Origin of the sequence: Pseudomonas sp. HMSC076A11, from assembly GCF_001810205.1 — a bacterium.
Taxonomy (GTDB): domain Bacteria; phylum Pseudomonadota; class Gammaproteobacteria; order Pseudomonadales; family Pseudomonadaceae; genus Pseudomonas; species Pseudomonas aeruginosa.
In genome coordinates, this window is sequence record NZ_KV800275.1 from 59,460 (window position 1) to 83,123 (window position 23,664).

Below are 23,664 nucleotides of genomic sequence, written 5' to 3' on the forward strand. Positions count from 1 at the left end.
TCCCCCCAGGGATGTCACCTGCAACCTCAGAGCCCGGCCCGTGTGCCGGGCTTTTTCGTTTGCATCCGACAACGGCTCGGGACGTGGAGGCTCCTCGCCGACCGCGTACCGCGCCACGGCTGACCGTCCTGGAGGCGGGGCCAGACGACCCGCCTGGTGCGGGTCTTTTCATATGCATAAAGGAGAGTTTTCCATGTCCATCCTGACTCAAGGTACCCAGATCTACGCCCTGGTTCCGCCGGTATCCGGTACCGGTGCCGCTACCGTCCTGGAGATCGAAGGCGTGACCTCGTTCAACCCGGGCGGCAATCCGGCCGACCAGATCGAAGACCCGTGCCTGAGCGACACTTCGCGCAAGTACAAGAAAGGCCTGCGCACCCCTGGCCAGGCGACCCTCGGCATCAACGCCGATCCACGCCTGGCCAGTCACGTTCGGTTGTTCCAGCTGTCCGAGAAAGATGGCGAGACGAGCGTCAAGTGGGCCATCGGCTGGTCCGACGGAATCGACGTAAAGCCGACCGTCAGCACCGAAGGCGACGATTTCGTGCTGCCGCCGGCGCGCACCTGGTTCACCTTCGAAGGCTACGTCAGCGACTTCCCCTTCGATTTCGCCAGCAACACGCTGGTCGCTACCCAGGCCACCATCCAGCGTTCCGGCGCCGGCAAGTGGACGCCGAAGTCGGCTTGAGGAGCGCGTAGATGAATCTCAACGAACTTCGTGCGGCGGGCGGTTTCATCGAGTCGGCGCTGGTGCGCAAGGAGATTAGCTGGACCCGCGTTCCCGCCGGCAGGAAGAAGGCGGTCAGCGACACCTTCCAGGTGTTCGTCCGACGCAACAGTTTTGGCGCGGTGGAGCGCCTGTTCTCCGCCGAAGGCGACCAGCAGAGCCGCAACGCGCGCTACCTCGCCGAATGCATTCGCCTGGGCGAGACGGGAGAGGAAAGCCTGACCTACGAACAGGCCTACGACCTCGACCCGGCGCTGGGCTTCCTGCTGCTGCAGGCGGTCGGTGAGGTCAACCGGGTCGAGGACGCGGAAAAAAACTGACCCCCGCCGACGAGGTTTGGCACGAGCTGGTGCTGAACGGCGTCGGCGGGTCGACCATTGCCGAGGCCAAGGAGCGGCTCAGCTACGCCGAGTACCGCGCCTGGGTCGCCTACCTGAACAAGCGCGGCTCGCTCCATCCAGGACACCGGCTGGAGCTTGCGCTGGCTCGGATCGCTGCGTTGCTCGGGCATGCTCTGGGAGCGGACGCCGATCCCGACGCGTTCCGTCCGCATATGGCTCTCCAGCCCCTTTCGCTGCACCAGGCGATGGATCAATGGGCATGACAGGCCACCCCGCTGCGGCGGGGTCTTTTTCTGGAAGACATGAATCATGGCCACGAATACCGACGGCAGCCTGACGCTCGACCTGGTCCTTCGCAGCGAAGGGTACAGGGCCGGGATGGACAAGGTTGGCAGGATCAACGATCAGAAAATGCGCGCCATGGAGGCGCGCGCGGAAAAGGCTGGCAAGGCTATCGGCAAAAGCCTGGACAGTTCGGCGCTGATTGCCAGCAGCGTGCTGGACCAGGCGCTGGACATGCTGGGCAGGACCAGTCGCCAGGCGGGTCAGGCCAAGAAGCCTGTGCAGAGCGCCCAGGACAAGGTACTGGCCGAGTGGAAGACCCGGCAGAAGGAGCTGGGCGAAGCCTGGAAGAGCTATCGCGAACCACTCCAGGATCTGTCCAAACTCAACGAAGCACTACTGAAGAACTCTTCCGACAAGCTCGACAAGGCGCTGCTCAATCTCAGCGAGACCGGCAAGCTGTCGCTTGCCAACGTGGGCAAGGCCGCCTACGCCGATGCCGCGCGCCTCGCCTCGCGGCAGATGACGCTGATGCTGCTGGACGGGCTGTTTGGCTGGGTCGCCAGCGTCGGTACCGAGAAGCCCAAGGTCGACGACAAGGCGGGCAAGGGACAGGCGAAGGCCGGCGACGACGAGAAGGAACAGCCGTCTCTCCAGTCGCAGGTCTTCAAGCAGTGGCTGTTGCAGATGAACAGTGTCTGGGGCGCCTACCGCGCGCCGCTGCAGGATATCTCCGGGATGACCGACGAGCTGTTCAGGAATGCGTCGGAGAAGCTCGAGAAGTCGCTGTTCAATTTCGCCACTACCGGAAAGCTGTCCTTGAGCAACTTCGCCAAGACGGTGATTGACGATGTCGCCCGGATCGCCGCGCGGCAGCTTTCAATGCTCGCCCTGGACGGATTGTTCGGCTGGATGAATGGCAAGGCCGGCATCACCGAGGCGCAACTGGCCAGCCAGAAGCCCTATACCTCGCTACTGGAAAAGGCCCGCGCAGCTGCGGGACAAGCGGCAGCGGGCGCTCCCGCGGCCCAGGGTGCCGCGCCAATGCCGGCAGCGGCGATGGATGTCGGCGCGATGGTGGCCACTGCTTCCGGGCAGACCGGGGACGGTTCCAAGGTATCGGCTGGAGGGGCTTCGGCGAGCGCTGGCAAGCCGGTGGGCAGTTGGGTCGAACAGATGGACGCCTCCTGGGCGAGCCTGCGCGACCAGGCGCAGGACGTCTCGGGAATGATGGACATGCTGTTTACCAACGCCTTCACCAATATGGAGAACGCCCTGTTCACCTTTGCCACCACGGGCAAGCTGTCGTTCAAGGATTTCGCCGACTCGGTGATCCAGGATATGGCGCGGATCGCCGCGCGGCAGGCGACGCTGCAGATCATCGGCGGCATCGTCGGTGCGGTCAGCGGGTTCTTCGGTAGCGGCGCAACGGCGGGCTCGCGGATTTCCGACTACACCGGCTCGGACATGGCCAATTGGGTCAGCAAGCAACGCGCCGGAGGCATGCCTGGGTTCGCCAGGGGCGGTGCCTTCAACGATGGCATCCAGAGCGCGCCGGCGCTGTTCAGCATGGCCGGCGGTCGTCCGGCGCTGATCGGCGAGCGTGGGCCGGAAGCCATCATGCCGCTGAGTCGCGGTTCCGATGGCGTGCTCGGCGTGCGCGCGCTCGGCGGCGGCGAGGGGGGCAACGTCTTCAATTTCTCCACCAGCGTCAGCCTGGGCGGCCGCGAGGGCGCGGCGACGGCCAGCGGCGACGACGGTACGGGACAGCAGCTGGCGGGAATGATCAACGATGCCGCGCGCAACGTGGTGGCGCAGGAGCTGCGCCCCGGCGGCCTGGTATGGAGGATGGTGAATGGCTGATCTGGAACGCTTTACCTGGGACATCTCGATCGATTCCGCCGGCCAGGCGAACCAACTGGTACGCCAGGCGCAGTACGGCGGCGGCTACAGCCAGGCGCTCGGTGACGGGCTGAACAACCTCAGCGAGACCTGGCAGGTTTCGCGTACCGGCGATCTCGCGCTGATCGGCCCGATCCGCGATTTCCTCAAGCGCCACGGCGGCTACCGCTCGTTCCTCTGGACCTTGCCCACTGGCGAACCGGTACGGGTGCGCGCCCAGGGCTGGCAATTGCGGCCGCGCGGCAACGGCGTGTTCACCCTGAACACTACCTTCCAGCAAGTCTTCAATCCGTGAGGTAAGCATGACCATCACAGCCGATGACCAGGCCCTCGAGCCTGGGGCGCTGGTGCGCCTGTTCGACCTGGATTGCACCGGGTTCGGCGGCGAGATGCTGCGCTTCCACGGCCACCTGCAGCAGGGGCCGATCCACTGGCAGGGCAACGCCTACCAAGCTTGGCCGCTGGAGGCGCGCGGCTTCGAGCAGCGCGGCGACGGCCGGGCCAGTTCGCCGACCCTTAGCGTGGGCAACATCGACGGCAGCATCAGCGCGCTCTGCCTGTTCTTCGATGGCCTGGTAGGCGCGCGCCTGACCGTGCGCGAGACCTATGCGCACTACCTGGATGCGGCCAACTTCGCCGAAGGCAACCCGCAGGCCGACCCCTCCCAGGAGCGCCTGAACATCTGGTTCCTCGAGCAGAAGACCGCCGAGAACAGCGTCCAGGTGACCTGGGAGCTGTCCGCTCCGCCGGACTTCCAGGGCCAGCAGATCCCGGCGCGCCAGATCACCTCGCTGTGCCACTGGTGCATCACCAACGAGTACCGCGGGCAGGACTGCAACTACACCGGCACGGCGATGTTCGATGCCGACGGCAATCCGGTGGACGATCCGGCGCTGGACCGCTGCGGCGGCCGGGTCAGCGATTGCAAGCTGCGCTTCGGCGCGGACAACCCGCTGTCCCACGGCGGCTTCGCCGGCGCCGGCCTGGTCAGGATGTGAGCATGGAACTGAGCCGCAGCTTGCAGCGGGCCATCGCCGCACACGCCGCCCGCGAGCATCCGCGCGAATGCTGCGGGCTGATCGTTCGCGGTGCGCGTCAACGCCGCTACGTGGCCTGTCGCAACGCAGCCGGATCGCCCAGCGAGCACTTCGTGATCGATCACCAGGACTGGTGCGCCGCCGAGGACCAGGGCGAGGTCCTGGCCATCGTCCACAGCCACCCGGACGTTCCGGCCACGCCGAGCATGGCCGATCGGGTCAGTTGCGAACTGCATGGTCTGCCTTGGGTGATCCTGTCCTGGCCGGAAGGCGATGTCGCGCATCTAGCGCCGGAGGGCTATCGGGCGCCGCTGCTCGGCCGCGAGTTCGCCCACGGCGTGCTCGACTGCTGGAGCCTCTGTCGCGACTGGTACCGCCGCGAGGCAGGTCTGGAGCTTCCGGACTATCCGCGCCGCGACGGTTGGTGGGAAACCGGCGAGAGCCTCTACGAGCAGCACTATGCGGCGGCTGGATTCCGGCCGGTGCCGCTGGCCGGAATCCGCCGCGGCGACATGCTGGTGATGCAGGTCGGGAGGGCGCTGCACCCGAACCACGCGGGCATCTACCTGGGCAATGACTGGCGTCTGGACAGCGAGCCGGCCCAGGCGCTCGGCGGCGACGGACCGTTCCTGCTGCACCACCTGTACGGACGGCTGTCGACCCGCGACGTGTTCGGCGGACCCTGGATCGAACGCACGCGCCTGGTCTTGCGGCACACGCGGATGCCGCAGTGAACGACATATTCAAGCGAGCCGTCGGAATCGGCTCTTCACGAGAGGAACAGGTCCATGAGTGACACCCTGAGTCAGGGCCTCACCACCATCCGTCTGTACGGGGTTCTGGGCAAGCGCTTCGGCCGCATGCACGGCCGGTTGTTGGAAAGCGGCACGGTACGCGAGGCGATGAGTGCCCTGAAGCACACCATGGAGGGATTCGAGACGTTCATGCGCGAGGCGGAATCGAAAGGGCTGACCTTCGCCGTGTTCCGTGGGCGTACCAACCTGTCCGGCGAGCAACTGGACATGCGCGGACGCGAGGATATCCGCATCGTGCCGTTGGTGATCGGGAGCAAGCAGTCCGGATTGTTTCAGACGGTACTAGGAGCTGCACTCATTGCCGTAGGTGTCTTCGCAACGAGTCTTACGCTCGGGACAAGCACGTTTCTGATCTCTGCCGGCGCCAGCATGATGCTCGGCGGCGTCATGCAGATGCTCAGTCCCCAACCCAAGGGCCTGAAGGGCCGCGAGGCCCCCGAGAACGCCCCCAGCTATGCCTTCGGCGGCCCGGTCAACACCATCGCCCAGGGCCATCCGGTCGGCGTGCTCTACGGCAAGCGCCGCATCGGCGGCGCGGTGATCAGCGCCGGCATCTATGCCGAGGACCGGCTGTAGCCGGCAACGCCGTAACAGGCCCGCCATGCGCGGGCGTTTTTTTGCCTGAAGGAACGTCATGAACAAGACCATCACGGGCCACAAGGGTGGCAGCAAGAAGCCGCGCCAGCCGGTGGAGATGCCGGACTCGGTGCGCTCGATCGCGCGGGCGAAGATTCTCCTGGCACTGGGCGAAGGCGAGTTCGACGGTGGCGTCGACGGCCGTTCGATCTACCTGGACGATACGCCGCTGCTGGCGGCGGACGGCTCGGTGAACTTCCCCGGAGTGACCTGGGAGTTCCGTCCGGGCTCGGTGGACCAGGAGCACATTGCCGGTGTGCCCGCCGTGGAAAACGAACTGGCGGTCGGCGTCGAGCTCAAGAGTGACGCGCCCTGGGTCCGCGCGGTGAGCAACACCCAGCTCTCGGCGGTGCGCCTGCGCCTGTCCTGGCCGGCCATCCAGCGCCAGCAGGAAAACGGTGACGTGGTCGGCTACCGCATCGACTACGCGATCGACATCGCCGTCGACGGCGGTGCCTGGCAGGAAGCGCTGAAGGCTTCGCTGGACGACAAGTCCACCAGCCGCTACGAGCGCTCCCACCGTGTCGACCTGCCGGAGGCGCGGAGCGGCTGGCAGGTGCGCGTGCGCCGCCTGACGCCGAACCAGAACAACAACCGCGTCGCCGACACCATGCGGGTCGAGGCGATCACCGAGGTGATCGACGCCAAGCTGCGCTATCCGAACACCGCGCTGCTGTTCGTCGAGTTCGATGCCAGCCAGTTCCAGAGCATTCCGCAGATATCGGTGGAAGCGCGCGGCCGGCGGGTGCGGGTGCCGAGCAACTACGATCCGCAGACCCGTAGCTACAGCGGCACCTGGGACGGCTCGTTCAAGTCGGCCTGGACCAGCAACCCGGCCTGGCACTGGTACGACATCGTGTTGCACAAGCGCTTCGGCCTCGGTCGGCGGATCGACGCGAGCATGGTCGACAAGTGGTCGCTGTACCGCATCGCCCAGTACTGCGACCAGTCGGTGCCCGACGGCAAGGGCGGCCAGGAGCCGCGCTTCAGCTGCAATCTGTACCTGCAGAGTCGCGCCGAAGCCTGGACAGTGCTGCGCGATCTGGCAGCGATCTTCCGCGGCATGTCCTACTGGTCCGGCGCGGAAATGGTGGCGGTGTCCGATATGCCGGAGGACGAGGCCTATACCTTCTCGCCGTCGAACACCGTGCGTGGCGACGACGGCAGCCACTTCAACTACAGCAGCAGCCGCCAGCGCGATCGCCACACCCTGGCCCTGGTCAACTACGACAATCCGGGCAACGGTTACCAGAGCCAACCGGTAGCGGTGAACAATGACCGCGCGCAGCGCCGCTACGGCATCAGCCAGTTGGAGATCACCGCGATCGGCTGCACCTCCGAGGGCGAGGCGCAGCGGCGTGGCCAGTGGGCGCTGCTGACCGAGGAGCTGGAGCAGGACGCGGTGACCTTCCGCACCGGCATGGATGGCCGTGGGCTGGCGCCGGGGAAGATCATCGCCGTAGCCGACCCGGTCAAGTCCGGCAAGCAGATCGGCGGACGCCTGAGCGCGGTGGATGGCCGCGCGCTGACCCTCGACCGCGACGTCGAGGCCCGACCCGGCGATCGCCTGCTGGTCAACCTGCCGAACGGCAAGGCCGAGGCGCGCAGCGTCCAGTCGGTGGTAGGCCGCGTGCTGAGCGTGACCGCCGCCTATTCGGAGACGCCTCGGCCCCAGGGGCAGTGGGCGCTGCAGAGCAACAGCCTGACCACCCAGCGCTTCCGCATCATGAGCATCACCCGGCCGGAGGACAATCTTTTCGAGATCACCGCGCTGCAACACAACGCGAGCAAGTTCGACGCCATCGACAACGGTGCGCGCATCGAGCTGCCGCCGGTCACCAGCATTCCGCCGGGCGTGCAGGCGCCGCCGCAGAACGTGCGGATCAAGGCTTTCACCAAGGTCGACCAGGGGTTGGCGGTGACCAGCCTGTCGGCCTCCTGGGATGCCGCGCCGAACGCGGTGGCCTACGAGGCCGAATGGCGCAAGGACTCGGGCAACTGGGTGCGGGTGCCGCGAACCTCGGCGCTCGGTTTCGACGTGCCGGGCATCTATGCCGGTCGCTACCTGGTGCGGGTACGCGCCTTGAACGTGATGGAGGTCGGTTCGGTCTACGCCAGCAGTGTGGAAACCGCTCTCGAGGGCAAGACCACACCGCCGCCGGCGCTGGCCTACCTACGCTGCGTGGCCGGCCCCTGGCGCATCGGCCTGGAGTGGGGGTTTCCGGCCAGCGGCGCGGCGGACACCGCTTACACCGAGATCCAGCAGTCCGCCACGCCCGGCGGCAGCGAGGAGACCGCACGGGCGCTGGGCCTGTTCGCCTACCCAGGCAATACCCACCTGGTATCGCCGATACCGGCCGGCGAACGGCTGGCGTTCCGCGGTCGCTTGATCGACCGTAGCGGCAACGTCGGCGCCTGGTCGAACTGGGTCACCGGCACCAGCTCCAGCGACGCCAGCGAATACAACCAGTTGATCACCCAGGAGTACGTCGAGTCGGCGCTGGGCCAGCAGTTCTTCTCCGATATCGAGCGGATGCAGGTGGATATCGGGGGCTTGCAGAAGCAGGTCGGCGACCTCGCCGACGTTCTGCTGTACGACCCGGCCAAGGTCTACGCGAAGAACGACATGGTGCGACAGGGGCAGCGGTTGTACCAGGCACTGAAGGCTGTGCCGGCGAAGACGGCGCCGCCGAACGCGGCCTACTGGTCCGATATCGGCCAGTCGCTGGAGACCGCCAACGGGCTGGCGCAGCAGGTGGCGAGCCATACCGCTGAAATCAGCGAACTCGACGGCAGGATCGAAGCAGCGGCATCGAATCTGGATGTGCTGCAAGCTGCCGCCCGCGGGGAACCGGCGACCGGAGAGAAGGCGGATGCGCTGAAGGGCTGGGACACCATTGCTCGAGCTGCCACCGAAGTCACCGTGCGGGCGAACGAGGACGAAGTGCAGGCGAAGCGGACGAGCTTGCTTGAGGCGTGGACCGGGACGGCGGAGGGCAGGATCGCCACCGTCGAGTCGGTCGTTGCGTCGAACAATGCCGTAACCGTCCAACGCCTGGATCAGCTATCCGGACAGGTTGCGAGCAATGCCTCGGCCATCAGCACCGAACAGACCGTCCGCGCCAACGCGGACAGCGCCCTGGGACAGCGGGTGGATACCGTCAGCGCACGCACCGATACCAACGAGGCGAACATCCAGACCACATCTCAAGCGGTTACCTCGCTGGATGGCAACGTCAAGGCGCTCTACAGCGTGAAGCTCCAGGCGCATGCCAACGGGCAGAAGTACGCCGCTGGCTGGCAACTGGGCTTCGACAGCGGTACGAGCGTGACGACCATGGCGTTCCAGGCTGATCGGTTCCTCTGGTTCAACAGTTCCAGCGGGCAGACAGTGGCGCCGGTTTCGATTGTCGGCGGCCAGATGTTTATCAACAACGCGATGATCCAGGATGGGTCAATCACCAATGCGAAGATCGGCAACGTGATCCAGTCGACCGCCCTCGGTGCCAACGGCGAGCCGCTGTGGAAGTTGGATAAGGGCGGCGCGTTCACAATGAACAGCGCCACGTCTGGCGGCTTCATGAGGCAGACAGCGGAGGCCACCAAGGTCTACGACGCGAATCTTGTGCTGCGGGTACAGATCGGGAATCTAGACGTATGAGCTACGGAATCCGCCTGAGAAATGCGGCCGGCTCCATCCTGATGGAGCTCACCGGCCAATCGGCGCGCACGGTCTACCGGCAGTCGCTCGGCGCCATCACCAACGGGATGACGGTGACGGTGCCGGGTTTTGATCCTGCGCGCGGTGTTGTGTTCATCATCGCGAGCGGAAACGAATTCGGTGAAGTGCCCCGATACACAATTTCCGGAAGCGTGGTGACGTTCCACTGGAACGGTTCATCCGGAACAACTTATGTACTGCATGCGGTGATGTTCTCATGAGCTACGGAGTATTAATTCGCGGGGATGCTGGGCAAACAATAATCGACGATAGTAATCCGTGCATTCATTTCGCTGCGTCGGGAACTTATGGACATACGACCGGCAGAGAAACTGTTATTCAATATGCCTTTCCAATACAGTCCCCGTATGAGCCGTATGTCTTCGTGCGCCCAAATGGTCCGCATCAAATCTATTTGTTCAGGCATATCGGCGCCCCGGGGAACTGGACTGGATTTGCATTCTGGCAGACGATCTATCGGGACGTGGACCCTCCAATCTACGGCGGAAAGTGGAAAGCTGGCGCGGTCATGTTGCCGAAAACCGGTGGGTGGGGAATGCAGGTTTTCGACTCCCAGTCGCGTGTGATGTTCGACAGTAACCGGGACATCGTTCGCTATGTCGGTGGCGCACAGGTTTGGAATAAGTATTCGTACAACCCGAGCTGGCCAGGCGGGATGGCACTACAAACGTGGTATCTGCCGTTCACATATGGAGTTGAGGCCTACTTCCAAGTCAGCCATTTCAATGTCAAAGCATTCATAACGTTAGAAGCGCCGCGCATAGGTTTTCTTGAGAACTCAATGAGCTTGATATTTGTTTCATCAGTTGTAGAGTTTGAAACTAACCATCAGTTCAATTGGCCGCTTATTGTAGTGGCGTAAATATATCTGGAGGACTATATGGCTTGGTATTCCACAGGCACGGTTGCTGTCACGCTGAATTCGCCGACAGTCACCGGCACTGGGACCGCATTTTCCGCCAACGCCCGGGTCGGCGATGCATTTCGCGGACCCGATGGGCGTTGGTACGAGGTCACAAACGTCGCCAGTTCGACGGTCATCTCGATCAAACCCAACTACCAGGGCAGCACGGCCAGCGGCCAGCCCTATGCAGTGGCGCCGATCCTGGGCTACGACAAGGACCTATCAGATCGTTTCAACCAGATCGCGATGGACTGGGGGGCGACCCTTGCGGGCATAAAGCCGTGGGCCCTGTCCAATACCGGCACGCAAGCGCAGGCGGACATGGGAATGACGGCGGTGGGGCGGGGACTCAACGCCGCAGCGACTGCTGAGAATGCCCTGAGCTTTATTGGTGGCATGCCGAAGTCGATGTCCAATCTGCGGGCTGTCAGCGACGCCAATAATGTCCCGAACGAATGTGGGTTCTACGGTATCGGAGCGTCGCCTTGGGCGAACTTGCCGCCGGGGGTCGACGGTATCAACCCTATCGGATCCATGCTCTACCACCATCCGTACGATGTGAGCACCGCCGTGCAGATGCTCATTCCGCGAACCTCTGACCTCATGTACTTCCGCCGGAAGCTCTCCGGCAACTGGAGCGCATGGGTGCGGCTACTCTCGGATAAGCAGCTTGTAGGTACGGTATCTGTTGACGGGTCGAATGTTCCGAACGGTGCGGTCATGCAGCAGAACGGGACCACGGCTATCAACGTGGGCACCAGTCTGCGTTTCGCCGACGGCACTCAGATTATCTACGCGAAGCTCCGTCTGGAATTCAGCGCGGTAGACATCTTGACCCGCCAGTACACGTTCCCCATGAGCTTTTTCGAACCCCCGAATGTCACCGCTACTTTAATTCAAGGTCAGCAGTCGGATATCAATCCATTGCAGTTCCAGCAACTCGGTCCGGTATTGGTCGCTGCTACTACTGTTAGCGCGTGCAACGTACGAGTCATGCGCCCTACTTACGTATCGAGTGGCTGGGCTTCTGGGAACTTCATCGACTGTTCTGTCAACGCGGTAGGGAGATGGCGCTAATGAAGTTCTTGCTAAAACCCGACCTGCAAGTCGGATTGCCTGGCCAAGAACGGGTAAGCTCGGTTTCTGTAAACGGATTGCGGTTGACTATCGACGGCGTAGAGTTCGATTTTTCTCCACTTGCAGTGGGTGGGTACTTGCCTCCGGAGGCATACATCAACATAACCCCCCTGCAAGAGGTGGAGGTTCGAAGCGACTTTCTTCTCGTACGCTACATCCACCAAGTGACAGCAGACATTCTGACTGCTTATCGCGCCGAGATTGAACCAATTTTGATGGAAGTTGACGGACCTGTGGAGCTACCGAAATGAACATTGACTGGAGCCAACTGAGAACCCCCGAGCAGCAGGCCGCCGAACGCTTGCAGGCTGAGTACGATGCCGCAGCCGCGGCGCGGGCAAATGCCTACCGCCTGGAGAGTGACCCGCTCAAGACCGAGGCTGAATTCGATGCGATCAAGGCCGGCACCGAGCCGGACTACTCTGACTGGATCGCCAAGGTAGAAGAGATCAAGGGGCGATACCCCACTTCCTCGAACCCGCCCGTCATGTAAGCAGGCTTCAGCGCCACCCCGAAGCCTGTCTTGACAGTAGCATCCCCTGCGCCGGCCGCTCCGGCCGGCGCTCTTCCCGACATCCCGCTGTTGTACCCATCCTCCCCACTGGGCTATGTTCCCCAACATGGCTCCGTGAGACCGCTATCGTGATCCACCTCAGCAGCATCATCACCTCCCTCATCAAGGCATTCGCCCGTTGGCGCTGGCGCGCCTGACTTCTTCTTCGCCGGCCTGGCCGGTCACGTCTCCCTGCGTCCCCCGTTTTCCACAGGCATAATGCCGACGTTCCACTCTCCCTTCCTCCGCGAGCGCGCCGGGAAACGGGTGTGGCGAAAGCCGGGTGATGCGATTCGCATAAGAATGAAATCAAGAGGTTACAGCCAGCATGCTGCTGATGATCGATAACTACGACTCCTTCACCTACAACCTGGTGCAGTACTTCGGCGAGCTCAAGGCCGAGGTCAAGGTGGTGCGCAACGACGAACTGAGCGTGGAACAGATCGAGGCCCTGGCGCCCGAGCGCATCGTCCTTTCCCCCGGTCCCTGCACCCCCAACGAGGCCGGCGTCTCGCTGGCCGTGATCGAGCGCTTCGCCGGCAAGCTGCCATTGCTCGGTGTCTGCCTTGGCCACCAGAGCATCGGCCAGGCCTTCGGCGGCGAAGTGGTGCGGGCGCGTCAGGTGATGCACGGCAAGACCAGCCCGATCCACCACAAGGACCTCGGCGTGTTCGCCGGCCTGGCCAATCCCCTGACGGTGACGCGCTACCACTCGCTGGTGGTGAAGCGAGAGAGCCTGCCGGAGTGCCTGGAGGTCACCGCCTGGACCCAACATGCCGACGGATCGCTCGACGAGATCATGGGCGTACGCCACAAGACCCTGAATGTCGAGGGCGTGCAGTTCCATCCCGAGTCCATCCTCACCGAGCAGGGCCACGAGTTGCTGGCCAACTTCCTCCGCCAGCAGGGCGGCGTGCGTGGGGAGGGCAACTGAGATGGATATCAAGGGAGCCCTCAATCGCATCGTCAACCAGCTCGACCTGACCACCGAGGAAATGCAGGCGGTCATGCGCCAGATCATGACCGGGCAATGCACCGACGCGCAGATCGGCGCCTTCCTGATGGGCATGCGGATGAAGAGCGAAACCATCGACGAGATCGTCGGCGCGGTGGCGGTGATGCGCGAACTGGCCGACGGTGTGCAGTTGCCTACGCTGAAGCATGTGGTCGACGTGGTCGGCACCGGCGGCGATGGCGCGAACATCTTCAACGTATCCTCGGCGGCGTCCTTCGTGGTCGCCGCCGCTGGCGGCAAGGTCGCCAAACACGGTAACCGCGCGGTCTCCGGCAAGAGCGGCAGCGCCGACTTGCTGGAAGCCGCCGGCATCTACCTGGAGCTGACCTCCGAACAGGTGGCGCGTTGCATCGACACCGTCGGCGTCGGGTTCATGTTCGCCCAGGTCCACCACAAGGCGATGAAGTACGCCGCCGGTCCGCGCCGCGAGCTGGGCTTGCGGACTCTGTTCAACATGCTTGGCCCACTGACCAACCCGGCGGGAGTCAGGCACCAGGTGGTCGGGGTGTTCACCCAGGAACTGTGCAAGCCGCTGGCTGAAGTGCTCAAGCGTCTCGGCAGCGAGCATGTGCTGGTGGTGCATTCGCGCGACGGGCTGGACGAGTTCAGTCTGGCCGCGGCGACCCACATTGCCGAGTTGAAGGACGGCGAGGTACGCGAGTACGAAGTGCGTCCCGAGGACTTCGGGATCAAGAGCCAGACCCTGATGGGGCTGGAGGTCGACAGTCCGCAGGCCTCGCTGGAACTGATCCGCGACGCTTTGGGGCGGCGCAAGACCGAGGCTGGGCAGAAGGCCGCCGAGCTGATCGTGATGAATGCCGGCCCGGCACTGTACGCTGCCGATCTGGCGACCAGCCTGCACGAGGGCATTCAACTGGCCCACGATGCCCTGCACACCGGGCTGGCACGGGAGAAGATGGACGAACTGGTGGCCTTCACCGCCGTTTACAGAGAGGAGAACGCACAGTGAGTGTGCCGACGGTTCTGCAGAAGATCCTCGCCCGCAAGGCCGAGGAGGTCGCCGAGCGCCGTGCGCGCGTCAACCTGGCCGAGGTCGAGCGGCTGGCGCGTAGCGCCGATGCGCCGCGCGGCTTCGCCAGTGCCCTGCTGGAGCGGGCCAAGCGCAAGGAGCCGGCAGTGATCGCCGAGATCAAGAAGGCATCGCCGAGCAAGGGCGTGCTGCGCGAACACTTCGTCCCGGCGGAGATCGCCCGCAGCTACGAGGCGGGTGGCGCGGCGTGCCTGTCGGTGCTCACCGACGTGGACTTCTTCCAGGGCGCCGATGCCTATCTGAAGGAAGCGCGGGCCGCCTGTGCGCTGCCGGTGATCCGCAAGGACTTCATGATCGATCCGTACCAGATCGTCGAGGCGCGGGCGATCGGTGCCGACTGCATCCTGCTGATCGTCTCGGCGCTGGACGACGTGCTGATGGCCGAACTGGCGGCGACTGCCAAGTCGGTCGGTCTCGACGTACTGGTCGAAGTGCATGACGGCACCGAGCTGGAACGTGCGCTGAAGACCCTGGACACGCCGTTGGTGGGCATCAACAACCGCAACCTGCACACCTTCGAGGTGAGCCTGGAAACCACCCTCGACCTGTTGCCGGAAATTCCCCGCGACCGCCTGGTGGTCACCGAGAGCGGTATTCTCAACCGGGCCGACGTGGAGCTGATGGAAGTCAGCGAGGTCTACGCCTTCCTGGTTGGCGAGGCGTTCATGCGGGCCGACGATCCTGGCCTCGAGCTGAAGCGCCTGTTCTTCCAGGAGCGTGGCGGCGTGGTGCTGGGCGCCGATCCTGACTGATCCGCGCTGTCGAACCCCATGAAAAAGGCCGGTTGCGACCGGCCTTTTTCATGGGTGCTGTTCAGCGGGTGCCGAAGACCACCATGGTCTTCCCTTTCACATGCACCAGGCCCTGCTCCTCCAGGCTCTTCAGCACGCGTCCGACCATTTCCCGCGAGCAGCCGACGATCCGGCCGATCTCCTGGCGGGTGATCTTGATCTGCATGCCGTCCGGGTGGGTCATGGCGTCCGGTTGCTGGCACAGGTCCAGCAAGGTGCGGGCCACGCGTCCGGTGACGTCGAGGAAGGCCAGGTCGCCCACCTTGCGGGTGGTCTTGCGCAGGCGGTCGGCCATCTGGCTGCCGAGGGTGTAGAGGATCTCCGAGTCCTGCTGCGACAGTTCGCGGAACTTCGCATAGCTGATCTCGGCGACTTCGCATTCCACCTTGGCACGAACCCAGGCGCTGCGTTCCTGTTCGCTGCCTTCCTTTTCGAACAATCCCAGCTCGCCGAAGAAATCACCGCTGTTGAGGTAGCCGATGATCATTTCGCGGCCGTCGTCGTCCTCGATGAGGATGGTGACCGAACCCTTGATGATGAAGAACAGCGTTTCGCAGCGATCGCCGGCATAGATGATGGTGCTCTTTGCGGTGTAGCGGCGGCGGTGACAGTGTGCGAGCAGCTTGTCTAGGTGTTTGAGTTTGGGTGTGTGGGTAATAGCTACCATGCCCGAGTCCCGAAAGAATAAAGAATATGCCTGACGTACAAGGCGATGTTTTTTTGAGTTCTTATGGAGAGACCTGCCAGGGCCCGGGAGCTCAGCGGAGAACTCCCCCCAACCGGGCAGATCAGGAAGTGTGCCAGTAAACCGCGTCCAGCTTAACAGACGGACCATGAAGGTCGATGTGATTTTGCGACGCAGCTATCAGGACTGTGATCCCGTACTGTCCTTGGGCCCTGTGCTAAGCTGGCGCCCTTTGCCGGCGGGAGTCTGAACGATGAAAGCGCGTATCCAGTGGGCGGGCGAGGCGATGTTCCTCGGCGAGTCCGGTAGCGGCCACGTGGTGGTCATGGACGGTCCGCCGGACCATGGCGGACGCAACCTCGGGGTGCGCCCTATGGAGATGGTCCTGATCGGCCTCGGCGGCTGCACCAACTTCGATGTGGTCAGCATCCTGAAGAAGGCGCGCCAGCCGGTGGAGAGCTGCGAAGCCTTCCTCGAGGCCGAAAGGGCCGACGAGGAGCCCAAGGTGTTCACGAAGATCCACGTGCATTTCGTGGTCAAGGGCCGCGGTCTCAAGGAGGCCCAGGTCAAGCGCGCGGTGGAGCTGTCGGCGGAGAAATACTGCTCGGCGTCGATCATGCTCGGTCGCGGCGGGGTGGAGATCACCCACGACTACGAGATCGTCGAACTCGGCTGAGACGACATCCGGTCATCATAAAAGGGGCGCAAACTCTGGCGGAGGCTTGATTGGCTCTGCATAATGCGCCCCTTTTTTCGTGCCGCGCGATTCCGTCGGGCGGCCGTTCAGTTCGGAAGATTCTTCCGCTCTGATAGACGTTTCCCGAGCCATCCCGGTCGGGTGACCAATGGCGCCAGCCGGCGCCCGTGCAACTCAACAAACCACAATCGCCATCGCGAAGAGGTGTTAACCGTCCTACGCAGGTGCGTCGTTCGCATCTGACGGGCATGCCCCAACCCTGCGGCAGAGCCGCAAGCAACCGAGAGAGTTCCCCACGGTGAAAAGCAAACTCAAGCTCCACGGGTTCAACAACCTGACGAAGACCTTGAGCTTCAACATCTACGACATCTGCTACGCCGAGACGCCCGAAGACCTCCAGGCCTACGTGCAGTACATCGACGAAGAGTATGACGCGGAGCGTCTGACGCAGATTCTTACCGATGTTGTCGACATCATCGGCGCCAATATCCTGAACATCGCGCGTCAGGACTACGACCCCCAGGGCGCCAGCGTGACCATCCTGATCTCCGAGCAGCCGGTCACTCCGACCGACAGCCAGATCGAAGAGTCCCCGGGCCCGCTGCCGGACACCATCCTGGCGCACCTGGACAAGAGCCACATCACCGTGCATACCTACCCGGAAATCCATCCGGTGGACGGCATCGCGACCTTCCGCGTGGACATCGATGTTTCCACCTGCGGAGTGATCTCCCCGCTGAAGGCCCTGAACTACCTGATCCACCAGTTCGACTCGGACATCGTCACGGTCGACTATCGGGTCCGCGGCTTCACCCGCGACATCGAGGGGCGCAAGCATTTCATCGACCACGAGATCAACTCGATCCAGAACTATCTCTCCGACGACACGCGCGAGGCCTACCAGATGACCGACGTGAACGTGTACCAGGAGAACCTGTTCCACACCAAGATGCTGCTCAAGGACTTCGAACTGGAGAACTACCTGTTCGGCGACGCTACCCGGACGCTCTCGGCGGAACAGCGCGAGCAGGTCACGGAACGGCTCAAACACGAAATGCTGGAGATCTTCTACGCGCGCAACATGCCGCGCTGATCGCACACGAGAAAGAAAAAGCCCGCTTCGAGCGGGCTTTTTCATGCGTGCGATTCAGATGCGGTAGGTGCTCTTGGTCATCACCTTCGCCAGCAGGCTCATGCCCAGCTTCACCGGTGCCGGGAAGCGCAGGCCGCCGGCGGCCAGGGCGTTGCTCGAATGCTGTTCCTCGTCGATACGCATCTGCTCGAGGATGGCACGGGATTTCCGATCCTCCTGGGGAATCTGCGCCAGGTGTTCGTCCAGATGCTTGCACACCTGGTCCTCGGTGGCGGCGACGAAGCCCAGGCTGACCCGGTCGCTGACCAGTCCGGCGGCGGCACCGACGCCGAAGGACAGGCCGTAGAAGATCGGATTGAGCACGCTGGGACGGCTGCCCAACTGGCGGATGCGTTGCTCGCACCAGGCCAGGTGGTCGATCTCCTCCTCGGCGGCTTCCTCCATCGCCTCGCGGACCTCGGGCAGCTTGGCGGTCAGCGACTGGCCCTGGTACAGCGCCTGGGCGCAGACCTCGCCGGTGTGGTTGATGCGCATCAGGCCGGCGATATGGCGGGTGTCTTCCTCGCTCAGTTCGCCATCGGGTTCCACGATGGCCGGCGACGGTCGCGCCGGCTGGCCGCTGAACGGCAGCAGGGTGCGCAGGGCGGAGTCGGCCTGCAGCAGGAAACGGTCGATGGGCGAATAGTGGCGGTCGGCGGACATGGCGCACCTCCGGAAACGAAAGATCGCACCAGTTTACCGGAAGTGCGCTGATAGCAGGATGTTGCGGACGGGCTGCGATGTCGCAGCGCCAGCAGGGATTCAGCCCGGCGGCCAGTGCATCTGGCGTTGACCCAGCACGTGCATGTGGATGTGGTGCACGGTCTGCCCGCCAAGGTCGTTGCAGTTCATCACCACACGGAAGCCTTCCTCGCAGCCCTGCTCCCGGGCCAGGCGCTGGGCGGTGAAGAGGATATGGCCTGCCAGCGGCCGGTCTGCCTCGGTCAGGTGCTCGAGGGTGGGAATGTGCCTTTTCGGGATGACCAGGAAGTGCACCGGCGCCTGCGGGCCGATATCGTGAAACGCGACAACTTCCTCGTCTTCGTAGAACTTGCGCGCGGGAACTTCCCCCGCCACGATCTTGCAGAACAGACAGTCCATGGGCGATTCCTCCGGCCTCGGGTGCTTTCCCGAGTGTAGCGGTGCCCGTCGCGACCGCCCAAGCGTGAAGGAGCCGCAGTGAAGAACGACATACACGACCTCGGCCTGGTCCTGGATTCCCGGGTCAAGCTGATCCTGATCGAGTCCTGGGACGAGCCGAAGGTGATGGAAACCCTCACCGGCCTGGCGGTCAGGCGCGGCCTTGGCCTGTATGCCTGGTCGGTGACCGAGGGCGTGCAGCGCCTGGGCTTCGGCGGCGAGCCGCTGGGCGGGGAGGAGAGCCGCGACCCGGTCGCGGCGTTGCGCTTGATCAAGCACGATCAGCAGGCGAATCTCTACGTGCTCTGCGACCTGCATCCTTTCCTTGGCGACAGCCCGACCCTGGTGCGCCTGCTCAAGGAAATCGCCATGGCCGAAGGCAATCATCGACCGACCGTGGTGCTGGTGTCCCATGCGCTGAAGCTGCCGGCCGAGGTGCAGCGCTTCGCCGCGCGGTTCTCGCTGTCCCTGCCCAGCGAAGACGAACTGCTCGGCATCGTCCGCGAGGAAGCGACGCGCTGGAGCGAGCGCAACCGTGGTGCCCGCGTGCGCACCGACAACCGCACCCTGCAGCAGGTGGTGAAGAACCTGCGCGGGCTCAGCCATGCCGAGGCGCGGCTGCTGGCGCGCAACGTGATCTGCAACGATGGGGCGATCACCCAGGAGGACCTGCCCGAGCTGAACCGCACCAAGTTCCAGCTACTCGACCTGGAGGGCGTGCTGAGCTTCGAGTACGACACCGCGCGCTTCGCCGAGGTCGGCGGGCTTGCCGCGCTCAAGCGCTGGCTCGGCGAGCGTCAGTCGGCGTTCCTCGCCGGCAAGCCTGGCGACCAGCCGAAGGGCATGATGCTGGTCGGCGTACAGGGCGCCGGCAAGAGCCTGGCGGCCAAGGCGGTGGCCGGCCTCTGGGGCTTGCCGTTGCTGCGTCTGGACTTCGCCTGTCTCTACAACAAGTACTTCGGCGAAACCGAGCGCAACCTGCGCGAGGCGCTGCGCCTGGCCGAACAGATGGCGCCCTGCGTGCTGTGGATGGATGAAGTGGAGAAGGGCATTTCTGGCGGCGACCAGGACAACGGCGTCAGTCAGCGCGTGCTGGGTACCCTGCTGACCTGGATGGCCGAGCGCGAGGCGCCGGTCTTCATGGTCGCCACCGCGAACGCTATCGACCGCCTGCCGCCCGAACTGATCCGCAAGGGACGCTTCGACGAATTGTTCTTCGTCGACCTGCCGACGCCGGAGGTTCGCGCCGAGATCTTCCGCATCCACCTGCAACGCCGCGAGCTGGAGCCGGCACAGTTCGACCTCCTTCTGCTGGCGGCTGCCAGCGAGGGTTTCAGCGGGGCGGAGATCGAGCAGGCGGTGGTGGCGGCACTGTACGCCGGGCAGGCGCGACAGCAGGCGGTGGATCAGGAGCTGTTGCTCAGGGAGCTGTCGCGAACCTCGCCGCTGTCGGTGCTGATGGCGGAAAAGCTCGCCGCGCTGCGGACCTGGGCCAAGGGGCGGGCGGTGCCGGCAGACTGAGCCGACGGCGAAACTCGTTGCCCTGCGAGGATAGGCCGATCAACCCCGTGGGACGGAGGGTACCGCCGAGGCGTTGATCCGCGCGGCGAGTCGGCGCACCAGCCAGCGTGGCGCCAGGCGTGGGCTCAGCGCCAGCAGGCGATTGCGCCAACCGGGGACGATCAGGGCGTGGTTCTTGTCCAGCCCGCGCAGGGCCAGCAGCGCGACTTCCTCCGGGGTCATCATCAGCTTGCTCCGGTCGAGCCTGCCGAGCCGCATCCCGGCTTCCCGGAAGAATGCCGTACGGGTTGGCCCAGGGCACAGCACCGAGACCTTGACGCCGCGCCCTTTCAGTTCTTCCCGCAAGCCTTCCGAGAAGTGCAGGACGTAGGCCTTGCTGGCGTAGTAGTTGCTCATCCAGGCGCCGGGCTGGAAGGCGGCCACCGAGGCGATATTGAGTATCTGGCCACCGCCCTGCGCCGCCATGCGGGCGCCGAGGGAGTGGCAAAGGCGGGCCAGGGCCAGGATGTTGAGTTCGATCAGCTCCTGTTCCCGCGCCCATTCCTGGTCGATGAAGGGGCCGGAGGTACCGATCCCGGCATTGTTAACCAGCAGGTCGATCTGTCGTTCGCCCTGTTCCAGTTCGTGCAACAACCCTGACAGTTGCAGCGGCTCGGAAAGATCGCAGGTGCGGAACAGCACTTCCACGCCGAAACGCTGCGCCAGCTCATAGGCGATGCTCTCCAGCGCGTCGCGCTGGCGCGCCACCAGGATCAGGGCGCGACCGCGCCGGGCCAGGGCTTCGGCTAGGGCCAGGCCGATACCGCTGGAAGCGCCGGTGATCAGGGCATAACGGGGCATTCGAGACTTCTCCGAAACGGACGGGGAATTGGACCCCGCCCGTCGCGAGGGGTTGCGTGGCTACTGTTGGTCGTCGTCTTCCATGGCCTCTGCCGCCGCCGTGGCCGCTTCATCGGCTTCGGCCGCCGCTGCGGCGGCCTGCTCGTCCGTGGTGTACGGGTCGGCTGGAGCGCTGGCGCCGCCGTCATAGTTCGCGCGCTCCAGGTAACCCTGGTAGGACGGCAGGGCGATGGCTGCGATGATACCGACTATCGGCAGCAGGATGATCAGACTGGCCAGGACTTTCACCCCGGTGCTGTTCGCCGGCGGCGGCGGACCGTAGCGGTTGGCGCCGGTGCTGCCGGGCAGGACCAGCATCAGGATGCCGAACACGCTGCCGACGAAGGGGACGAAGTTGAGCAGCCAGAGCCAGCCCGACCAGCCGAGGTCATGCAGGCGCTGCACGCCGATCATCACGGCAATGACGATGAAGGCGATCGAGGCCAGGGCGGTGACGGCCACGCCGACGGTTTCGCCGAGCAGGAAGCCCAGGCCCATGATGACCAGGAAGCACAGCGTCATCGCCATCGACCAGCCGAGATAGCGCAGGCGTCCGATCCGGCCGTTGGTGGTGAACACGTTCAGCTCGCCGAACTCGGGGAGGGCTTCGCCGACCTGGGCGCTGGGTGGTGTGTAGGGAGACGCGCCCGCGGCCGCGGAGGCCGCAGGCGCGGCGTTTTCGCCGAGCTGCGCCTGGCGTGCCAGGTACTTCTCGATGATGATGCCGCAAGCCGAACATTCCGCTCCGCTGGGCTGTTCATGGCCGCATTTCGGGCAGGTCATGGGAGGCAGGTCTTGCGCTGGGATTTCCTCCGCGACCTGGGGGTTGTGATCGGGCGTTTCCACCAGGCTCAGGCTGGCCGCCAGGTCGACTTCCTTGTAGGCATTGGCGCCGGCCTGGCGCAGGGCGGTCAGGTAACGCTCCGCCTCGGCCTCTGGAAGTTCGCGTTTCAGCACCACCGGGCGACCGCCGAAGAGGGCGTCGATCTTGCCCGGTTCGCTCTTGAACAGGCGGGCGAGATTGTCCTTCACGGTTTCGAGCGATGCGTCGGGCATCAGCTCGCCGGAGAAGACGATCTTGAAGCGTTGGTCGGTCATGCAGGCATCCTTGTCAGCTGGGGTGAGAGAAATGCAGCCGACAGCCTAATCGGCGGCCTTGGCGCCCACAAGCGCGAGATGAGAACTCCCGCACAAGCCGGGGCGCCGTGAGCCGCCGGTTTCAGCGCGGCCAGCGGTTGGCCAGGCGATCCATGTTCCGCAGGGCGGCGCGATATTCCCGGTCGAGGCGGGCGACCAACTCGTCGACGCCGGGCAAGTCGTCTATGTTGCCCGCGCCCTGGCCGGCGGACCACACGGTCTTCCAGGCCTTGGCCTCGTCGTTCACCGGCTTGAGTTTCTCGCCGTAGTTCATGTCTGCCTTGTCGGTCAGGCGCTTCAGATCGTAGCCGGCGGCCTCCAGGCTTTGCCGCATGAAGCTGGCCGGTACGCCGGACACCGCCGGGGTGTGCACGATGTCGGCGGCGCGTGCCTCCAGGATCATCTGCTTGTAGGCGTCGGAGGCATTGCTCTCGCGGGTGGCGATGAAGCGAGTGCCGAGATAGGCCAGGTCGGCGCCGAGCATCTGTGCGGCGAGAATCTCGTGGCCGTGGTTGATGCAGCCGGCCAACAGCAGGGTCTTGTCGAAGAACTGGCGGATTTCCGCGACCAGCGCGAAAGGGCTCCAGGTCCCGGCGTGCCCGCCCGCGCCGGCCGCCACCGCGATCAGGCCGTCAACCCCGGCCTCGGCGGCTTTTTCGGCGTGGCGGCGGGTGGTGACGTCGTGGAACACCAGGCCGCCGTAGCTATGCACAGCGTCTACCACTTCGCGCACTGCGCCGAGGCTGGTGATGACGATCGGTACGCGGTGCTCGACGCAGATCCGCAGGTCGGCCTGCAACCGCGGATTGGTGTTGTGGACGATCAGGTTCACCGCATAGGGCGCGGGATTGTCCAGCGCCTGCAGGCCGGCCCCGATTTCCTCCAGCCAACCCTCGAAGCCGCTGCTCTCGCGCTGGTTGAGCGCCGGGAAGCTGCCGACGATGCCGCTGCGGCAGCAGGCCAGCACCAACTGCGGGTTGGATACCAGGAACATCGGCGCGGCTACCATCGGCAGTCGCAGGCGTTGGTCGAGCAGGGCGGGCAAGGACATGGACAGGACTCCTGGGTCAGAAAGGTTTGAGCACCACCAGTAGGACGATCAGCAGCAGGAACAGTACAGGCACTTCGTTGAACCAGCGGTAGAACACATGGCTGCGCCCCGGCTCGCCGCGGGCGAAGCGCTTGAGCATGGCGCCGCAGGCGTGGTGGTAGCCGATCAGCAGGACCACCAGGGTCAGCTTGGCGTGCAGCCAGCCTTGGCTCAGCCAGCCGGGGGTGAGATAGAGCATCCAGAGGCCAAGGACCAGGGTGGCGAGCATCGAGGGCATCATGATCCCCCGGTAGAGCTTGCGCTCCATGACGCAGAAGCGTTCCCGGCTGGTCTGGTCCTCGCTCATGGCGTGGTAGACGAACAGGCGCGGCAGGTAGAACAGGCCGGCGAACCAGCAGACCACGGCGATGATATGGAAGGCTTTGAGCCACAGGTACATCAGGACATCCTCTTGATCACGGTGCCCCGATAGTAGAGGGATGGCTGGAA

The 23,664-nt window shown here is 64.4% G+C and carries 27 protein-coding genes; 20 read left to right on the plus strand and 7 right to left on the minus strand.

Translation table 11 applies throughout. From position 1 onward, the window contains the following. The first annotated feature begins 193 nt into the window (after positions 1-193). The 17 genes from HMPREF2716_RS05045 to trpC all read left to right on the plus strand — a co-directional run bounded on the left by HMPREF2716_RS05045 (position 194) and on the right by trpC (position 14,894). On the plus strand, positions 194-688 hold the full coding sequence (locus tag HMPREF2716_RS05045; protein WP_003113190.1) for a phage tail tube protein: 495 nt from the start codon (positions 194-196) through the stop codon (positions 686-688). A gap of 11 nt (positions 689-699) precedes the next feature. Beyond that, on the plus strand, positions 700-1,047 hold the full coding sequence (locus tag HMPREF2716_RS05050; protein ID WP_004352265.1) for a phage tail assembly chaperone family protein, TAC: 348 nt from the start codon (positions 700-702) through the stop codon (positions 1,045-1,047). A 29-nt stretch (positions 1,048-1,076) separates the two neighbouring features. Continuing rightward, a complete protein-coding gene (locus tag HMPREF2716_RS05055) occupies positions 1,077-1,331 on the plus strand; it encodes a hypothetical protein (RefSeq protein WP_003113188.1) in 255 nt (84 codons plus the stop codon). Between the two features lie 46 nt (positions 1,332-1,377). Then, positions 1,378-3,213 carry a phage tail tape measure protein gene (locus HMPREF2716_RS05060; protein WP_023518331.1) on the plus strand — a complete coding sequence of 612 codons (1,836 nt, stop codon included), beginning with the start codon at positions 1,378-1,380 and terminating at the stop codon, positions 3,211-3,213. Further along, on the plus strand, positions 3,206-3,547 hold the full coding sequence (locus tag HMPREF2716_RS05065; protein WP_023518332.1) for a phage tail protein: 342 nt from the start codon (positions 3,206-3,208) through the stop codon (positions 3,545-3,547). The genes HMPREF2716_RS05060 and HMPREF2716_RS05065 overlap by 8 nt, the downstream gene beginning before the upstream one ends. Positions 3,548-3,554: 7 nt before the next feature. Beyond that, entirely contained in the window at positions 3,555-4,250 is a 696-nt protein-coding gene (locus HMPREF2716_RS05070; RefSeq protein WP_003118922.1) for a phage minor tail protein L, read from the plus strand. A gap of 2 nt (positions 4,251-4,252) precedes the next feature. After that, positions 4,253-5,023: a C40 family peptidase gene (locus HMPREF2716_RS05075; protein WP_023518333.1), complete on the plus strand. Its 771-nt coding sequence runs from the start codon at positions 4,253-4,255 to the stop codon at positions 5,021-5,023. Between the two features lie 54 nt (positions 5,024-5,077). Next, on the plus strand, positions 5,078-5,680 hold the full coding sequence (locus HMPREF2716_RS05080; protein WP_016252934.1) for a tail assembly protein: 603 nt from the start codon (positions 5,078-5,080) through the stop codon (positions 5,678-5,680). A gap of 58 nt (positions 5,681-5,738) precedes the next feature. Beyond that, a complete protein-coding gene (locus HMPREF2716_RS05085) occupies positions 5,739-9,401 on the plus strand; it encodes a TipJ family phage tail tip protein (protein WP_023518334.1) in 3,663 nt (1,220 codons plus the stop codon). Continuing rightward, entirely contained in the window at positions 9,398-9,682 is a 285-nt protein-coding gene (locus HMPREF2716_RS05090; RefSeq protein ID WP_016252936.1) for a hypothetical protein, read from the plus strand. The genes HMPREF2716_RS05085 and HMPREF2716_RS05090 overlap by 4 nt, the downstream gene beginning before the upstream one ends. Further along, positions 9,679-10,344 (plus strand): hypothetical protein, encoded by a 666-nt coding sequence (locus HMPREF2716_RS05095; protein WP_016252937.1) that lies wholly within the window; start codon positions 9,679-9,681, stop codon positions 10,342-10,344. Before HMPREF2716_RS05090 ends, HMPREF2716_RS05095 begins: the two co-directional genes overlap by 4 nt. Positions 10,345-10,362: 18 nt before the next feature. Next, positions 10,363-11,463: a pyocin knob domain-containing protein gene (locus HMPREF2716_RS05100; RefSeq protein ID WP_016252938.1), complete on the plus strand. Its 1,101-nt coding sequence runs from the start codon at positions 10,363-10,365 to the stop codon at positions 11,461-11,463. Next, the gene (locus HMPREF2716_RS05105) at positions 11,463-11,774 is read left to right on the plus strand and encodes a hypothetical protein (RefSeq protein ID WP_025324545.1); all 312 of its coding nucleotides are present in this window, start codon (positions 11,463-11,465) and stop codon (positions 11,772-11,774) included. Before HMPREF2716_RS05100 ends, HMPREF2716_RS05105 begins: the two co-directional genes overlap by 1 nt. Then, positions 11,771-12,016, plus strand: a complete 246-nt coding sequence (locus HMPREF2716_RS05110) for a hypothetical protein (RefSeq protein ID WP_023518335.1) — start codon at positions 11,771-11,773, stop codon at positions 12,014-12,016. The genes HMPREF2716_RS05105 and HMPREF2716_RS05110 overlap by 4 nt, the downstream gene beginning before the upstream one ends. Positions 12,017-12,404: 388 nt before the next feature. Continuing rightward, on the plus strand, positions 12,405-13,010 hold the full coding sequence (locus tag HMPREF2716_RS05115; RefSeq protein WP_003113175.1) for an aminodeoxychorismate/anthranilate synthase component II: 606 nt from the start codon (positions 12,405-12,407) through the stop codon (positions 13,008-13,010). A gap of 1 nt (position 13,011) precedes the next feature. Continuing rightward, the gene (gene trpD / locus HMPREF2716_RS05120; protein ID WP_003085203.1) at positions 13,012-14,061 is read left to right on the plus strand and encodes an anthranilate phosphoribosyltransferase; all 1,050 of its coding nucleotides are present in this window, start codon (positions 13,012-13,014) and stop codon (positions 14,059-14,061) included. After that, a complete protein-coding gene (gene trpC, locus HMPREF2716_RS05125) occupies positions 14,058-14,894 on the plus strand; it encodes an indole-3-glycerol phosphate synthase TrpC (RefSeq protein WP_014602442.1) in 837 nt (278 codons plus the stop codon). The genes trpD and trpC overlap by 4 nt, the downstream gene beginning before the upstream one ends. Positions 14,895-14,955: 61 nt before the next feature. On the opposite strand, the gene crp is transcribed toward trpC, so the two are convergent. Next, positions 14,956-15,600, minus strand: coding sequence for a cAMP-activated global transcriptional regulator CRP (gene crp / locus HMPREF2716_RS05130; protein WP_003085214.1), 645 nt, complete (start codon positions 15,598-15,600; stop codon positions 14,956-14,958). A gap of 271 nt (positions 15,601-15,871) precedes the next feature. On the opposite strand from crp, the gene HMPREF2716_RS05135 reads away from it, so the two are divergent. Next, the gene (locus HMPREF2716_RS05135) at positions 15,872-16,294 is read left to right on the plus strand and encodes an OsmC family protein (RefSeq protein WP_003085219.1); all 423 of its coding nucleotides are present in this window, start codon (positions 15,872-15,874) and stop codon (positions 16,292-16,294) included. 319 nt (positions 16,295-16,613) lie between these two features. Then, the gene (speD, locus tag HMPREF2716_RS05140) at positions 16,614-17,408 is read left to right on the plus strand and encodes an adenosylmethionine decarboxylase (RefSeq protein ID WP_003101641.1); all 795 of its coding nucleotides are present in this window, start codon (positions 16,614-16,616) and stop codon (positions 17,406-17,408) included. 54 nt (positions 17,409-17,462) lie between these two features. Here the strand turns inward: speD and coq7 are convergent, their stop codons facing one another. Further along, positions 17,463-18,110, minus strand: a complete 648-nt coding sequence (coq7, locus tag HMPREF2716_RS05145) for a 2-polyprenyl-3-methyl-6-methoxy-1,4-benzoquinone monooxygenase (RefSeq protein WP_003085224.1) — start codon at positions 18,108-18,110, stop codon at positions 17,463-17,465. A gap of 99 nt (positions 18,111-18,209) precedes the next feature. Then, positions 18,210-18,548 (minus strand): histidine triad nucleotide-binding protein, encoded by a 339-nt coding sequence (locus tag HMPREF2716_RS05150; protein WP_003085225.1) that lies wholly within the window; start codon positions 18,546-18,548, stop codon positions 18,210-18,212. Between the two features lie 78 nt (positions 18,549-18,626). On the opposite strand from HMPREF2716_RS05150, the gene HMPREF2716_RS05155 reads away from it, so the two are divergent. Continuing rightward, complete coding sequence (locus HMPREF2716_RS05155; RefSeq protein WP_003121853.1) at positions 18,627-20,108, plus strand: AAA family ATPase; 1,482 nt, start codon at positions 18,627-18,629, stop codon at positions 20,106-20,108. A 39-nt stretch (positions 20,109-20,147) separates the two neighbouring features. Here HMPREF2716_RS05155 and HMPREF2716_RS05160 read toward each other — a convergent pair whose 3' ends face one another. The 4 genes from HMPREF2716_RS05160 to hemJ all read right to left on the minus strand — a co-directional run bounded on the left by HMPREF2716_RS05160 (position 20,148) and on the right by hemJ (position 23,614). Beyond that, positions 20,148-20,948, minus strand: a complete 801-nt coding sequence (locus HMPREF2716_RS05160) for an SDR family NAD(P)-dependent oxidoreductase (RefSeq protein WP_003161912.1) — start codon at positions 20,946-20,948, stop codon at positions 20,148-20,150. A gap of 60 nt (positions 20,949-21,008) precedes the next feature. Further along, entirely contained in the window at positions 21,009-22,085 is a 1,077-nt protein-coding gene (locus HMPREF2716_RS05165; RefSeq protein ID WP_003161911.1) for a DUF805 domain-containing protein, read from the minus strand. A gap of 121 nt (positions 22,086-22,206) precedes the next feature. Next, positions 22,207-23,175: an NAD(P)H-dependent flavin oxidoreductase gene (locus tag HMPREF2716_RS05170; protein ID WP_003117983.1), complete on the minus strand. Its 969-nt coding sequence runs from the start codon at positions 23,173-23,175 to the stop codon at positions 22,207-22,209. Between the two features lie 16 nt (positions 23,176-23,191). Then, positions 23,192-23,614, minus strand: coding sequence for a protoporphyrinogen oxidase HemJ (hemJ, locus tag HMPREF2716_RS05175; protein ID WP_003085245.1), 423 nt, complete (start codon positions 23,612-23,614; stop codon positions 23,192-23,194). Positions 23,615-23,664 lie beyond the last annotated feature (50 nt).